11 protein-coding genes are annotated in these 15684 nt (G+C 37.5%); 4 read left to right on the top strand and 7 right to left on the bottom strand.

What is annotated here, in order from left to right:
- Positions 1 to 258 precede the first annotated feature (258 nt).
- The gene (locus tag JIV24_RS12195; protein ID WP_200465324.1) at positions 259 to 3531 is read left to right on the top strand and encodes a UvrD-helicase domain-containing protein; all 3273 of its coding nucleotides are present in this window, start codon (positions 259 to 261) and stop codon (positions 3529 to 3531) included.
- A gap of 70 nt (positions 3532 to 3601) precedes the next feature.
- On the opposite strand, the gene JIV24_RS12190 is transcribed toward JIV24_RS12195, so the two are convergent.
- The 5 genes from JIV24_RS12190 to JIV24_RS12170 form a co-directional block, all read right to left on the bottom strand.
- On the bottom strand, positions 3602 to 5929 hold the full coding sequence (locus JIV24_RS12190) for a glycoside hydrolase family 20 protein (RefSeq protein WP_200465323.1): 2328 nt from the start codon (positions 5927 to 5929) through the stop codon (positions 3602 to 3604).
- Positions 5930 to 6073: 144 nt separating this feature from the next.
- A complete protein-coding gene (locus tag JIV24_RS12185; protein ID WP_200465322.1) occupies positions 6074 to 7405 on the bottom strand; it encodes a serine hydrolase domain-containing protein in 1332 nt (443 codons plus the stop codon).
- 95 nt (positions 7406 to 7500) lie between these two features.
- Positions 7501 to 8082, bottom strand: a complete 582-nt coding sequence (locus JIV24_RS12180; protein WP_200465321.1) for a thioredoxin family protein — start codon at positions 8080 to 8082, stop codon at positions 7501 to 7503.
- A gap of 10 nt (positions 8083 to 8092) precedes the next feature.
- On the bottom strand, positions 8093 to 8575 hold the full coding sequence (locus tag JIV24_RS12175; RefSeq protein ID WP_200465320.1) for a TlpA family protein disulfide reductase: 483 nt from the start codon (positions 8573 to 8575) through the stop codon (positions 8093 to 8095).
- A 45-nt stretch (positions 8576 to 8620) separates the two neighbouring features.
- Positions 8621 to 9781, bottom strand: a complete 1161-nt coding sequence (locus tag JIV24_RS12170) for an Lnb N-terminal periplasmic domain-containing protein (protein ID WP_200465319.1) — start codon at positions 9779 to 9781, stop codon at positions 8621 to 8623.
- Positions 9782 to 9883: 102 nt separating this feature from the next.
- Between JIV24_RS12170 and JIV24_RS12165 the strand changes: the two genes are divergently transcribed.
- Complete coding sequence (locus tag JIV24_RS12165) at positions 9884 to 10408, top strand: hypothetical protein (protein WP_200465318.1); 525 nt, start codon at positions 9884 to 9886, stop codon at positions 10406 to 10408.
- 32 nt (positions 10409 to 10440) lie between these two features.
- On the opposite strand, the gene JIV24_RS12160 is transcribed toward JIV24_RS12165, so the two are convergent.
- A complete protein-coding gene (locus JIV24_RS12160; protein WP_234445814.1) occupies positions 10441 to 11886 on the bottom strand; it encodes a hypothetical protein in 1446 nt (481 codons plus the stop codon).
- Positions 11887 to 12016: 130 nt separating this feature from the next.
- Between JIV24_RS12160 and JIV24_RS12155 the strand changes: the two genes are divergently transcribed.
- Positions 12017 to 13396, top strand: a complete 1380-nt coding sequence (locus tag JIV24_RS12155) for an MATE family efflux transporter (protein ID WP_234445813.1) — start codon at positions 12017 to 12019, stop codon at positions 13394 to 13396.
- A 54-nt stretch (positions 13397 to 13450) separates the two neighbouring features.
- Here the strand turns inward: JIV24_RS12155 and JIV24_RS12150 are convergent, their stop codons facing one another.
- The gene (locus JIV24_RS12150; protein WP_200465316.1) at positions 13451 to 14758 is read right to left on the bottom strand and encodes a carboxypeptidase-like regulatory domain-containing protein; all 1308 of its coding nucleotides are present in this window, start codon (positions 14756 to 14758) and stop codon (positions 13451 to 13453) included.
- Positions 14759 to 14911: 153 nt separating this feature from the next.
- Here JIV24_RS12150 and JIV24_RS12145 point away from each other — a divergent pair, with 153 nt between their 5' ends.
- Positions 14912 to 15574 (top strand): gluzincin family metallopeptidase, encoded by a 663-nt coding sequence (locus JIV24_RS12145; RefSeq protein ID WP_200465315.1) that lies wholly within the window; start codon positions 14912 to 14914, stop codon positions 15572 to 15574.
- Positions 15575 to 15684: the final 110 nt, after the last annotated feature.

The raw sequence follows: 15684 nt of genomic DNA, 5'->3' as shown, positions 1-15684 counted from the left end.
GAAACTGTAGAATAACAATATCAATTCTACTTCGATTTGAGTGATTATTTAGTAGCTCTAATGCATTAATCAGAAAGTCATTGGTCATATTCAACTTAGCGCCAAAAAATACAAGAATTAGAAGTATAAGTGCATCGACTTTAAAGAGTGACATTGCATGTTTAATAAAAAAAAGCGAACAGCTAAATGCCTATTCATTGGTTCTTCAAAAATCATTTCCACATTTATCACTACTTTTGATTTTAAAGCAAATCGTTCATGTCAGAATTGAAAATATATCGTGCTTCGGCCGGCTCTGGAAAAACCTACACCTTATCAGGCGAATTTATTAAGCTCCTGTTTCAGGAACCTCATAGTTATAAAAGCATTCTGGCGGTGACTTTTACTAATAAGGCTACCTCGGAGATGAAAAATCGAATTCTGGAGAATTTGTTTGCTTTGGCCACTACACCAAAACCTGATTACCTGGATGATTTGATGAAGATTCATGATAAACCAGAGGCTTATATTCGTAAAGTTGCCAAAAGCCTATTGATTAATATCCTGAATGATTTCTCTAAATTCTCCATCAACACTATTGACAGTTTCTTTCAAAAGGTGATTAGATCATTTGCCTACGAAGCTAACCTGCCGGCCAACTTTAAAGTCGAACTGGATTCTGACCGCATTTTATCTCAAGCCGTTGATAACCTTTTACGCGAATTGGAGCTAAAAGGCAATGAAGACTTAAAAGAATGGCTGATCAAACACACGCTTTCAAAAATTGAAGAAGGAAAAGACTGGAATATTGCCCAGGAACTCAACACGCTTGGTCGTGAAGTGTTTAAAGAAGAATTCCAGAGTCTTGAACCTGAAGTCTTAAGTAAACTGCGTGATAAAAAGCTACTAAATAGTTATCGCTATCAATTAAAACAAATAGTTGATGCTTTTGAAGAGACAACTCAGAAAGCGGCTCAAAGCGGACTTGATGCATTAAAATCATTTGGCGTTAACTGGAATGTTTTGCAAGGTAAATCGCGTTCCCCTCTTAAAAAATTGGAGAAAATAGTTAACGCATCAAAAGCGGCAGACTATTTGGAAATAAGCAAGCTAAATGGACTTGCTAACAATCCGGAATTGTGCTTTCACAGTAAAAATTCCGAATCGGATAATAGTATCATTGTCGATTGCTTTAATGGTGGCCTTAATGAAGCCTTGGTTCAGCTATCCACAATCTTTAATGAGCAAAAAACGAACTACTTTACAGCACGAGCTATCTTATCAAACCTTAATGCCCTGGGAATTACCACCGATATTGCACTTAAGGTAAACGAGCTCGCACGTAACGAAAACCTATTCTTACTAGCTGATGCCAACCGCTTATTACAACAAATAATTGACGAGAACGACACCCCTTTTATTTACGAAAAAACCGGAACACGTTTTCAACACTATATGATCGATGAGTTTCAGGATACATCGAAACTGCAGTGGAACAACTTTAAACCTTTATTACAAAACAGCGTGAGCAATGGCAATATGGCCATGATTGTGGGCGATGTTAAGCAAAGTATATACCGCTGGCGAAACTCTGACTGGAAATTATTAAGTGACCAGGTCAATATTGACTTTACAAGTCATGGCATCAATCCACAAACGCTTGACACCAACTGGCGAAGCACAGAGAATGTCATAACCTTCAATAATATTGTGTTTGCCAATGCCTCTCGCATGCTTCAAACCGAATTTATTAATTCATCAAAGGAAGCTATTGCCGAAGAGGCTATTCCAGAAGATTTACAACGGAAAATAAGTATTGCCTATGACGATACAATTCAAAAGGTAGCACCTAAATCAACTGACTCAGGTGGCTTTATTCATGTTGGTTTTAAGGAAGGTAAAAACGCTGAATTCAGAAATAACGCAACTCAGGCTGCGGTAGTTCAAATTGAACGTTTATTGAAAGAAGGTTACGACTATCAAGATATCTGTATTCTTGTACGCCGAAAAAGTGAAGGTCAGGAAATAACAGAAGCTTTGCTCTCAGGTTCATGTTCACCAACTGAACAGAAGCATCCGGTTATTTCCAATGAAACTTTATTATTAAGCAGTTCACCGGCTGTTAACTTGATTATTCAGCAAATAAAACACATTCAAGAACCAGACAATGAAGTTTTTGAGGCTTTCATAAAGCTTTACAGTCACTTTTACCAAACCAATGCCTTTGATGAGGCCATTCAATGCGATACAGCCATTTTACATCACAAAAATGCGACTCAACTCGAATCATTATCATCAAAACTTCTTGAATTAAAAGGACAACCGCTTTTTGAAATGTGCGAAGCATTAGTACGGCAATTGCCTGATGACTTGCATCAAAATCAATTTGTATTTCTGCAAGGATTACTGGATGCGGTGCGTGACTATGTCACTAACTACTCAGTTAACGTTCATGATTTTATCAATTGGTGGGATGATAAAGGCCAGGGAACATCTATTTCAGTGCCGGAAGGACAAAATGCGATTAACGTTATGACGATTCATAAATCCAAAGGACTGGAGTTTAAAGCCGTAATTATCCCCTATTGCAATTGGAATATTGACGACAAGGGTCGTGGCAGTTTTATCTGGAGTCAACCAAAAGTTGAACCATTTAATAAGCTGGAGCTATTACCAGTCAACTACTCCGACACTTTACTTCATTCAATTTTTGTTGATGAATATCTGACTGAACGCTTACATCAGTTCGTTGATAACCTGAACCTCCTTTATGTGGCCTTAACTCGCGCAGAAGAGAGTCTGGTTATTTTTGCCGAACAACCGGCTAAAACCGGTGGATTAAAAAATGTATCGCATCTGCTTTATCGTTTAATCAATCAGTTTAACATGCTTTCGGGCATGGACGAAAAAGTGATTGAGCAACTCATTGATGGCTGGAATGAGGAAGAAAAGTATTTTGAATATGGCTTCACTCCTCAACAAAAACCAAAAGAAGCATCTAACAACCAAGCAACTGAACAATTCAAGACGACAGAATATGGCTCTCGCATCAAAATACATCCCGAAAGCACCGCAATGAGTTCACCTGACAGCTTGAAACACCTCAGACATGGTAAATTAATGCACCGTCTTTTTGAATTAATAATCTATGCTGATGATGTTGATACAGCTATTACCAAACTGGTTTTAAACGGACAATTAAAAACATCAGAAAAAGAAAGCCTGAAAACTTTCATCGAATCCAAGATTAATCAGGAACAAGTTAAAGAATGGTTCAATGCTGAGAACAAAGTCATTAATGAAGGCACTATAATGGTTTCAACGGGTACCTATCGCCCCGATCGCGTCATTATTACTAAAGGTAAAGTGATTATTGTAGACTATAAATTTGGAGAACTTAAGCAGGAGAAACATGCGTTACAGGTAAAGCGCTACATGGATTTGCTTAGCAAAATGGGTTATTCAAATATTGAAGGGTATCTGTGGTACCTGCGAGAGGAAGATGAAATTATTGATGTAACTGACCAGGCTGTTCAGGGAAGCTTGTTCTAAACTCCTAATGACTTTCAAAGGAGCTAATAAAAGTGCATGGTGAACAAAGCACCATGCACTCGAAAAGTATTTATTCTACTATAATTTCATCAACAAATAACCACGAAGGACTACCAGAGCCACTATGCCATTGTGGTATTTCTCCCTGATTAACTACCGTCACTTTTATATAACGAGCAGTTGTACCCGAAATATCCACATTAAAATCCATCACCAATGATTCACTTTGCAGCGGAATACTATTTATGGTCGAACCTGAATCAACAAATTGCTTCCCATCCAATGAGGTTTGAACCTTAATTTCCTGTGGTAAAAATATCCATGAACCGGTTTCGTGTAAACAGCCTGTCACCACTTTCGATAATTCCTTTACCTCATTTAAGTCAATAACAACCTCCAGATTGTTTCCCTGAAAACCTTGCCAATTACCATCGCTAAAGTTGCGACTTCCACGAAGGCTGTTTACCAAGGTAATTTCACTATCACCTTTATATCTATCATGCGGTGAATATTTATACTCGAGTGATTTAGCAGTAGCTTTGTGAATATCAAAATTCACACCTGAAGTAATGCCCACTTTAGCACCATCGACAAAAGTAGACGCTTTTATTTCTACCGAACTATCAATGTGTATGGCCTTATCGTATTTGTTTGCCGTAACACTTGGCTCCGAACCATCTGTTGAATAATAGATTTCGGTACCAGGCATTTCTGTAAACAATTGCAATCCAATTGTTTTAGCTTTTTCATCAAAAATACTTTCAAACTGAACAGTATACATACTTTTGGCATAATTCAAGCCCATTACATCGTATGATAGAGTCATTGCTTTTAATCGCTGACTAAAGCTATCCCAATCTCGACTTTGTTCTGATGTCCATAATACTTCGGCCATTGCAGCCATACGTGGAAAAGTCATGTATTGCATATGTGCCTTATCGGGTACTTTCTCGGTCCACAAATTCCCTTGTCCACCAAGGATAAACCTTGCGTTTTCTTCACTCAACTCAGCCGGAATCGGGTCAAACTCATATACTTTCTTCAATGGAATAAATCCATTAAAAGCAACCGGTTCTGTATCAATAGGTCCTTGATAATAATCAAAATAACAATGCGATGTTGGCGACATAATTACATTATGACCACTATTGGCTGCTTCAATACCTCCTTTAAAACCACGCCAGCTCATCACTGTGGCATTAGGTGCCAGACCGCCTTCTAATATTTCGTCCCAACCAATTAGCGTGCGATTATTAGCACTTAAGAACTGCTCTACTCTTGTAATAAAATAGCTCTGTAATGCATGTTCATCCGCCAGCTTTTCTTCCTTTATTCGCGCCTGACATTTTGAACACTTCTCCCATTCAGCCTTGTTGGCCTCATCACCTCCAATATGGATATATTTGGAAGGAAAAAGTGCCATCACCTCTGTAAGGATGTCTTCAATAAAGGAGAATGTATCATCATTACCAGCACAATAAATATCGGTAATTGGCCACAAACCTCCAGGCATTACATTAAACGGACCTCCTGTACATGAGTATTCAGGGTAAGCAGCTAATGATGATGTGGTGTGCCCTGGCATTTCAATTTCAGGTACAACCGTCACAAATCGTTTTTTGGCATAAGCCACCACTTCTTTAATATCTTCCTGCGTATAAAAACCGCCATAAGTAGCTTTTTCACCAGGTTTCATAGGTGGACGGGAATCCCATGGTAAATCTTCACGATCAACTCGCCACGCTCCTACCTCTGTAAGTTTTGGATACTTTTTAATTTCAATACGCCAGCCCTGATCATCTACCAAATGCCAATGAAATACATTGATTTTATGAAAAGCTAAATAATCAATCATCTCTTTAACCTCATCCTTCGTAAAAAAGTGGCGTGAAACATCAAGCATCATACCGCGCCATTTAAACTGTGGATTATCTTGTATAGAAACATTAGCAATTGAGTAATTAAATTTCTTTTTATCAGACTCAGATAATATATCATTAGGACATAATTGTAAGAAAGTCTGAAGCGCATAAAAAACACCTCTGCTATTAGCTGCTTCAATACTTACGCCATTAGACTGAACATCTAATTTGTATTCTTCTTCGTTTAGTTGATGGTTATAACTAACCGAGATAGCATTATTAACAACTCCTCCCTCTTTAATAGAAAGCGGATGCCCCCCATGATGTTCTACCTTCTCAACAAATACCTCAACACCTGGCCGTAAAGACTGTTCTTCGATTACGATTGGGGTTTGCTCACTAAATATGAAGGAACCAGAATTATAATTAATCTGATTAGGAAATGGAATCAATGGTGTTTCTTTAGTTTCTGACTGATGACATGCACTAAATAAAACGATTGCTCCAATAAGGTAAGTTAATTTATAAAAACCCATTATTTGCTTTTTAGTATTCATTGTAAAAATCACTAAAAACAAATTTATGAGAAACAGAAGGGTGTTCAATATAGGTGCCAGCGTGTTCAATCAAATGCTAGCAAGCAGATTATAAGAAGGCTCAAAATTAAAATTAACAGACAATTAATAAATGACTTGCGGGCGTCTACGAGATGATGCTGCCCAAGTATTATCCATTTCAAACAAATTATACTCTGGCCATTCCTTTATTGGTTTAATTCCACGGTCCATCACACGAGAAATATCATTGGCCAATGCTGGGCCTTTCCAACTTCCTGTATTAAAGAGGACCACATAAGAGATACCATCATCTTTACGAGCCATAAGCGCCGAAGTACCAGCTAATGTACCAGTTCTATACCATGTATTTGAGCGAATACGTCGCCATCCTAATGGTCCGTAATTGTTTTCATCTTTACTCACCATGCTTTGAACACTCTCTGCTGACAGATAATCGGGATAAGTATCTAAACCGTCTATGGCCAGTAGTAACTTCATAAGATCGGTAGATGAAGCAATCCATCCACCTGCAGCTCCAAGCGCGTACATATCGTTTCCACCGTACGTTCTCAATACTTCTGTGGTATCACCCTGATGATCACTGACATAAAAAGTGGGTGTTGGCTCATAATATTTCACTTCTAACTCAGCTCTTTCATTCAGGTAACTTCCTCCTATACGCATATCGAAAATGCCTAAAGGATAAAGCAAATTGGTTTGAATGTACTTTTCGTAATCCATGCCAGACACTTTAGAAATCACCTCTCCTAAAATCATGTAACCTAAATTTGAATAATAGGTTGTCTGACCAGGTGTAAAGTGCAAACGCTTATTTAATACAAAACGAATGATATCATCTTTGGTAACGGGCAAAGGCTTATGAAGTGATCGGGCTACAATGGTTGGCATAAACATTTGATCGCCCCACCTTGTTGTCCATCCACCGCTATGCTCAAGTAGATTGCGAACCGTAATTTGCTCGACACGTTTGTCGCGATATGATAGATAAATCGAATCATTAAGAATTCCATCACTACCAAACACCTTTGAATCAAGAGACAAACTACCTTGCTCCTGCAAACGCATAACACCAGCAGCAGTAATTAGCTTTGAGATACTGGCAATCCGAAATAAGTGATGAGATTCAACTGCCTGTCCAGACTCTTTATCAGAATTACCAAATCCTTTAGCATAAACCAGTTTACCATCTTTTGCTACTGCAACCGAGGCTCCAACCAGCATCTCACGACGCATAAAACGCTCTATCTGCTTTTCAAGGTGCTCAAACTCCTTATTGTCTGATAAAAAGTCAGGAACCTGGAATGAACTCATCTCTATACCCTGCGGATTAAAATCACTACCAAATGATTCCGATACAGGATTAACCATCGAAGTGCTTATCCATATAGTACTGGTAATGGCAATTGTCGCTAGGGATTTATATATAAACTTCATTTAAATAATCTAAGTCGATACAAAAGTAATGGTTTCATCTTAGCAATGAAACCATTGAATAATAAATTCTTTTGTTCTTTTCCTTATCCCCTTATTTATTGAAATGGTTTAATGCTGCAACCGATCGCTTTTGTTATGGCCGGCTGTGCTGCCTTGCCAGCCTTTACTGACGAAATCGCATCTTCTAAATACTTTACCTGCACCTGCGAAGCCTCTTGCGGACTATCGTCAATTGCACCTATATAAGCAATTTCAAAACCTTTTCCAGTATTATTTAATAGAAATACATGAGGGGTTTTAGTTGCACCGTAAGCCTTGTAAACGCCTTCATTATCGAGTAAATATGGGAATTTATAGCCTTTTTTCACCATGTGCGAAAAACCATCAGTAGCATACTTAACCGAATCATTAGGATTAATGGCTACAACAGGAAATTTCTGTGGTGCATATGTTTTATGAAGGAGGTTAATTCGCTCTTCATAGAACTTAGCATAAGGGCAATGATTACAAGTGAAAACAACAATTACACCTTCCTGATCATTGTAATCAGATAAAGCTACTTTTTGATAATCGGTATTTGTCAATTTAAAATCAGGTGCAATATCGCCCACCTTTAACTGTGCCTGAATAATGTTTACCCCAATAAATAAAACGGCAAATAGGAATACTTTTTGCATGATTGTGTTTTTATTGATTTATACTTCTTATTAATTCGTGTAATTGTGGCAAGGTCATTTCACCTTCGTGAAACACCTTTTTGTTTTGATGATACACAACAGTAGCAGGTATAGCGCCAGACCAACTCTCTTCAATCTGTTCAATCCAATCATTTGGGTTGCGCTCATCTAAAAGAATGACTTCTTGCTGAATTTTCTTTTTCTCTAAAAACGGAAGGAGCTGCTTTTCCTTTTGCGATTTAAAATCAAGGCTAACTAAAAGAACTTTAACATTCCTATCTGAATCGTTTAATTCAGGAGCCGCAAAAATTGGTAATTCTTCAACACATGGTGGACACCAGGTTGCCCAAAAATTAACAACATATAATGTATCTGTATTCTCATTAACTCGACTTAATAGTTGCTTAATGGTAATCTCTTCAACATTTTGTGCCTTTAAACTATTAAATGCACATAATCCAACTATCAGCAATAGGGTACATATCCGTTTCATAATTATTGAAACAGGATGAAATGAAAATGGTTCTTTTACTTTTTGTTAACGTCTTGTTAAGAGGTAGTACCAAGTGGCATATCGACTGATTAACAGCAAACACAAAGGATATACCATAGCAGGCAGATATTGCGGGATAAGCCAAAAAAATAAAAGTGGAATGGTTGCACCAATAATTAGGAACAATAGATAATACTGAAAAGGTTTAGAACGATAAAACCACGACGCAAAAAAGGCCACAAAAACATTAAATGGAATGGCCCACAACATGTTAAAATTCTCACCCGTAACACTATGACGCGATAAGAACCACAAGAAAAATATTAAGCACCCAACTACTCCTGTAAGCAAAAAGAATAATCGATTCAAAATAAGCAGTGGTCGTTTTCTTTTAATTTCTACATACGCCACTAATGCCGATAAGACAAAAAGTAACCAAAAAAATTGTGATGGTGTAATACTGTTGTCGTCTGCTGGTTTATCAAATGATAAAACCGTTTTAACGTCGCCCAATAAGGCTTCTGAATTACTGCTCTTGGTTGCCCCACTTAAATGCTTCATCAAGTAATCGGGCAAAAACATTTGATTGTGTTGATTGGCATCGTAATCAGTTTTCATACCCAAAATAAGATCTAAACCATCGGCAATCCAAGGTTTATCTTCGTCATAAATATGAAGCATCTCACGATATGTGTATGTATCAACAGATTTTGTATCATAAACTAATTCATCATCAATGCTGTCTTCAAAAATATCACGTATGCGAGTAGCACAGTTATCAAATAAAAAATCGTATCGATAAAGGCGATTTTCAGGCTGCAAGTTTGTTAATAAAGCACTGTACAGTTTCTGTTTTTGCAGTGGTGTCAAGTTGATTTTCTGTTCCCACACACCCCTCTTCTCGTAATGATAATTTCTTATAAATGTGCGGTAATGCCCCATACTTAACATGTAATTAAGGTTACCATTGGCAAACTTGAGATAGAAATTAGGTGTATCAAAATCAAATGTGCCGTAATTAAATACCCAATCAAAACCACTAATAGGATCGTTAACTCTAATGGCACTATGCCCAAACAAGGAATAAAGCTCATCACCTGCTTCACATGTTAACAATGAAATTTCTGCTTCTTCTGATAATTTAGTTTGCCCGTTCATCACGAAAGGAACAATGGCAAATAATAAAACAGCTATATAGTAGCGCATGATTGATTTTTTTTTCGAAGATAGAAAATATTAGCTTTCAATATTGATGTGTAAATATCAAATATTAGCTTTCACCATTATCTTTGTTGTAAACATGCTTTTATGAGTAGTACAAAAGACCAAATCATCGCTCTAATTGATAGCCAATGGGCTGGCGAAACATTCAAAGAACTGGCAAAAGAGTTTTATCAATCGTCTGAGAAAATTAAGCTTCTGTTAGAATTGAATGAACACCCTAAAAACAAAATTGCCTGGCGAACTGCCTACCTATTGGATTTATCACATGATTTAAATCAAAACGTTTTAGATGAACACCTTGAGTTAATTATGCAACGAACACCCAAACTTACCAATCAAAGTATTAAACGGCATTATATGCGCATCCTTTCGCAGCACGACTTAAGTGAAATGGCGGATGGAAATTTTCTTGATTGCTGTTTTGAGTCATTGCAAACAGAGGAAACACCAATTGCCGTAAAAGCGCACTGCATGCAAATCATATATGATTTAACAAAACCCTATCCGGAACTAATCCCAGAATTAAAAGCAGTGCTTGAAAACCTCTTACCCTACGGCAGCAAAGGTGAAATTAATAGAGCAAGAAAAATACTGTCGAAAATAAAATAATCAGAAGACACATGTGATAACTTGTGCGCCAATTAATTCGATGTTTCTTCCTTGTTAAAAAGCTTCTCCTCCCATTTCTTAGCAAAATCAGTTAAGAACGGGATGGAAATACCAATAATAAATCTCCACCTGTTCCAACGAATATCTGTTTGAGCTCCCGTTTCTAACAAGCCATTCCCACCACTTGGAGGAAAGCTAATAGGGCGTTCTAATGTATATTTTGTTGTTGAATAAGTTGCACCAAAAGTAATATCCACACGTTTTAGGTGTAACTCCACTCCTCCACCAAAATGATTGATATCCGAATTGAAGGTTGAAGAATATGAAACCGCCCGAAAACCTGAATCATCATTTAATCCTGCCACAGCCGCTGAAAAATCGGTAGAGTAACTGAGGTACCCGACAATTTCATCACTTAAAACAAAGTTATAACCGATTCCAAAGTTTAACACCGGATTTAATTCATCAATCAAATAAGCCTGATAAACTTCACCGGTACTTTGTCCTTCAAAAGGAACACCACTCATTAATGTATACTCTTTAACAGGTCCAAAATATTCTGCACTGGCATGTAATGACCCCCTTTTTAATTTAATACCCAATCCTCCGGCTATAGAAAATGGTGTTTTATAGGTCGTTTCGAGCTTTCGCTGACCATTTAATTCATAAACCGGATTGGAATCGTAAATCCCAGTATACACTCTCTCGTAAAGAAATGCACCATCACCCGATAAGGAAACTGTTGGTGTTGTAATAGTCACTCCCCATGACACAGGATTTAGATGCCAGGCCAAACCAATTTTCCATAGTAAACCCATATGCGAAAACTGATAACTGTTATGATTACTGAATGTTTCAACATCCTCAGATTCGGTATACACTTTTATCTGCATTTCATCAGCTGCTTGCTGCTTTCTAATGGTTAAAAAGTTGGTAACTCCTATACTAAATCTATCATTCGGACCGTATGCCCAGCTCAAACCAAGCCACTCTTCATTAAATTTTTTCTGTAAAATAACATCCCCACTAAAGTGCTCCTCACCGGGTATAGATGGCAAAACATTCCCATAAGCACTATTGCTTTCGATGATATTAATATCCATTCGACGACGCCCGAGAAAAGAATAAGCAAATGATTGCTTATCTAATCCTTTTATGCGGTAGGTACCGGCCAGCAAGCTAGGTGCTCCCCCAAAAGCGGATTGTTTTTGCGGCGATGTTCGTTCGGTATCGGTGGTGGTTTCAAACTTATATGAGCTATACTGATAAACCTTACCGCTTATTAAAAACGCATTATCCTCAATGAAGCTTAAGCGCGCCGGATTGTAATAAACAGCACCTAAATCCTCTACACTTCCAAACACTGAATTACTCAACAACATTGAACTTGTGCCGTATTGTTCAGTCCAGTAATGTGCATCTTGCGATTTAGCCACCACGGCAACTAACACTGTAATCACTAAAAATCCAACTCGCATAATGTGTTTTAAAGATAATAACATCAAATTATGCAATTAATTCGACAAAAGACAGGGCACATACAATACATCGGAAATAAACTTGCGAATCATCGCCTTTTCTTACTTTTGCATTCTAATTAGAAATCAGATGATGTCAAAACAGGCACAAAATGTAAAAGAGCTGGAATTCGAAGGAATACCTAAATTACTTTGGAAATACTTTCTGCCAGCATTTGCAGGTGTCATAATCAATTCATTATACAATATTGTTGATCGCATTTTTATTGGCCATGGCGTAGGTGCTGCAGCTCTATCTGGTTTAAGTGCTGTTTTTCCCATAATGATCATTATGATGGCCTTTGGCATGCTCATTGGCATGGGTGCAGGTGTAAGGGTATCGCTTAATTTGGGAAAAAAAGATTTCAAAAGGGCTGAAAAGGTACTGGGCAATGCTTTTCTTTTAATGGTAGTCGTCGCTTTATTTATAATGGCATTGGGGTTTGCAATCAAAGATCCGTTGTTGCATTTCTTTGGAGTTAACAATCAAACATTTGATTATGCCAACGAATACCTGAACATCATACTATTCGGTTCTGTATTTAATATTGTCGGCTATTCATTAAACAACCTGATACGTTCGGAAGGCAGTGCCAAGGTGGCCATGATATCGATGGTCATTAGTGCTGGTTTAAACCTTATTCTGGATCCTATCTTTATTTTCACCCTGGATATGGGCGTTGCAGGTGCCGCTTATGCTACTGTTATATCGCAATTTGTTCTGATGATATGGGTGATAATTCACTTCAGAAGTAAGCGTTCGGTCATCAGATTACGCATGAATAATTTTAAGCTCAAAAAAGACATTGTCTGGTACATCCTTTCCATTGGTTTTGCACCATTCTCAATGCAGTTGGCCTCCAGCCTGGTTTTTGGTACGTTTAACCTTCAATTGGTCAAATATGGAGGCGATTTGGCGGTAGGTGCCATGGGGGTTATCATGAGTGTAGCCATGCTGTTGGTCATGACAATTATTGCCATCAATATGGCGGCACAGCCAATTATCGGTTTTAATTATGGTGCCAAAGATTATAAACGTGTCAAGCAAACTTTAGTTATAAGCCTGATATTTGCGACAATTGTATCCTTTATTGGTTTTGGTTTAAGCGAACTATTCCCTCGAACGATAGTAAAGGCTTTTAATAACGACAGTAAAGAATTACTGGATATTGGAACCAGAGGATTGCGATTATTCCTTCTGGCTCTTCCATTGGTTGGCTTTCAAATTATTACAGGTAACTATTTTCAATCAACAGGAAAAGCAGGTTTATCAGCTCTTCTGTCATTATTGCGGCAAGTTATTGTGTTGATGCCGGTTTTAATTATTTTACCAAAGCAGTTAGGCCTTGATGGTGTTTGGCTGGCCGGACCAATTGCTGATACCGTTTCAGCTGTTATCACTTCATTTTTCTTAGTAAGAGAGTTAAAGCGTTTAAACAGAGCTATTGACTATCAACAACAAAAAAGCTGACCACCATTAGGCAGCCAGCTTTTGATATATAATTGTTTTGGTTTAGAAGTGTAACTAGTTATTCAGTTTTTCAATGTTCTTTTGAATCTTTTTAATGGCTGATTCAATTGACTTTTCAGGCTCAATAACATTGTAAGCCCCCCAGAAATCAGCATCGGCAAACCCCATCTCCGTATCACTCATCACGATATTAGATTTCATGCGTTCAACACCTCTAAATGTCTTTGAGTCTGTTTTTTCCCAATCGGTAACCGCCATTTCAATACCAGTGTGGTAATACGTATTAAAGAATCGCTTCTTCCAATTTACTTTAAAGGTAATTTCGCCTCTCGAATAACCATAAATCCATTTTCCATTTTGTTCACGATAAGTTACCAAATATGAAGCTTTGGTCGGATATACTTCAGCCCCTGGCGGCTTGCGTTTAATAAACATTTCGCCAACCGCTTTTTTATCTTCGGTATTGATACTGTACGAAGCACTTACAATGGCCATAGTTTCAGAGTCGATGTATAAACTACCATAGAATAATGGTTCTTCTATCCAGTCTTTTTGTTTAAAGTTTAATACATAAAGTATACGGTCATCCTGGCGCGTAATATTACCTATTGTAAAGTCGTATTCCTTAAGTACATCGTATTTAAGAATCATATACGGACTCTTCATAATATCAAGCATCAGTGTTGAATACGGGCCTCCCTGCAATTTAAACACCAATGTATCAAGCTTACTATAATCAACGCTTTTGCGTCCTTTTAATAGTTTTACGGCATCATTTTTATGATTGGTATAACCTTGTTTGTACACCTCGACAACAGCTTCTGATAATGAGGCATAAGCTCGACGCTTACGAATAGTTTCGCGATAGAAAGCCGTCATCATATTTTCATCCTGTGAATAATTGTCTTTGCGATGATTTAAAACCGCCTCAATGAGCAAATCAGGATCCTTGGGAAACACAGTAATCGCATCTAATGACACTGTAAGTACCGATAACTTAATCTTGTTCTTATCGCTTTTTAAAGAGGCCACTGGTAATGCCTTTTGTTCGTAACCTATGTAAGAAACAATCAGGTTTTTGGCCAATAAATCATTGGGCACCTTAAGAATAAAACTACCCTCAGAGTTAGTTACCGTGGCAATGTTGGTTCCTTCAACGGCTACATTGGCAAATACCAAATCGTCACCATTGCTTGCATCCACTACCTTACCTTTCACTTCTTTGTATGTACCTTCTTGAAGTACCAACTTTTTCTTTCTGGCGTTTCCATTTGCCATTATTGAGCTTGATAAAAGAATACCCACAAAGAGAATCATAAAGTAGCGAGCATTTTGTACGAAAGTTTGTTTTGTTGCTTTCATGATATTTAGGTTTAACTGTTTGTTAATCGCTTGTCATCATAAGGACAACGCAACATTTGTTTTCCCCTATCGAAATTTCATTTTTTTTTCGAATTGATACGTTTTATTTTTTAAATTGGCCGTCGAAATTTTTAAACACAATACAATTAAACCATGAATAAAATATCATTAACTCTGTTGACACTAAGCCTTCTGTTGGTGTCGGCAATGAATGTTTTAGGACAAAAAGATCGTGCCGATATTGATGATAAATACAAATGGAATTTCACTGACTTGTATGAAAGTGATGCTGCCTGGTCATCTGCCAAAGATAAATTAGCTGCCGATATGAATAAAGTGACTGATTTTAAAGGTCAGCTTGGTGAGTCGGCTACCAACTTATTGAATTATATGCAATTCTCTGATGAGCTTATGAAAAAAGTTTATCAGCTTTATATTTATGCCTCGTTGAAATCAGATGTTGACTTACGTGATGCCGAAAACATGGCTCGTGTGAAAGAAATCCGTCAGGTATTTATCGAGTATGGCCAAAAAGCATCATTTGTTACGCCCGAATTGGCAGCCATCCCAGAAACCACCATGAAACAATTTATCGCTGAAGAACCTAAACTAGAGATATATAAGATGGGTTTAATGGATGTATATCGAATGAAGATGCATACTTTATCGGAACTTGAAGAAGCAGTAATGGCTAAAACCGGTATGATTACAGGAACAGCTAACTCAACATTCAGCGTTTTTAGCAATGCCGAAATGCCACGGGTAAAAGCAAGCATTGATGGTGAAGAAAAGGAATTGACACCCAATGTCGTTTAGTTAAGAATAATGATTATTTACTAACAAATAGCAATGATAACTCATTGTTATTCTGTATATTTAAGACGCAGGAAGTCAGAATAACTTTACTGATTTTCGATTAGAAATCA

It is taken from the genome of Carboxylicivirga marina (assembly GCF_016612505.1).
In the GTDB taxonomy this organism is placed as follows: Bacteria; Bacteroidota; Bacteroidia; order Bacteroidales; family Marinilabiliaceae; genus Carboxylicivirga; species Carboxylicivirga marina.
The sequence above is the reverse complement of the archived record's forward strand: the minus strand, read 5'-3'. Positions and strand labels throughout refer to the sequence as shown.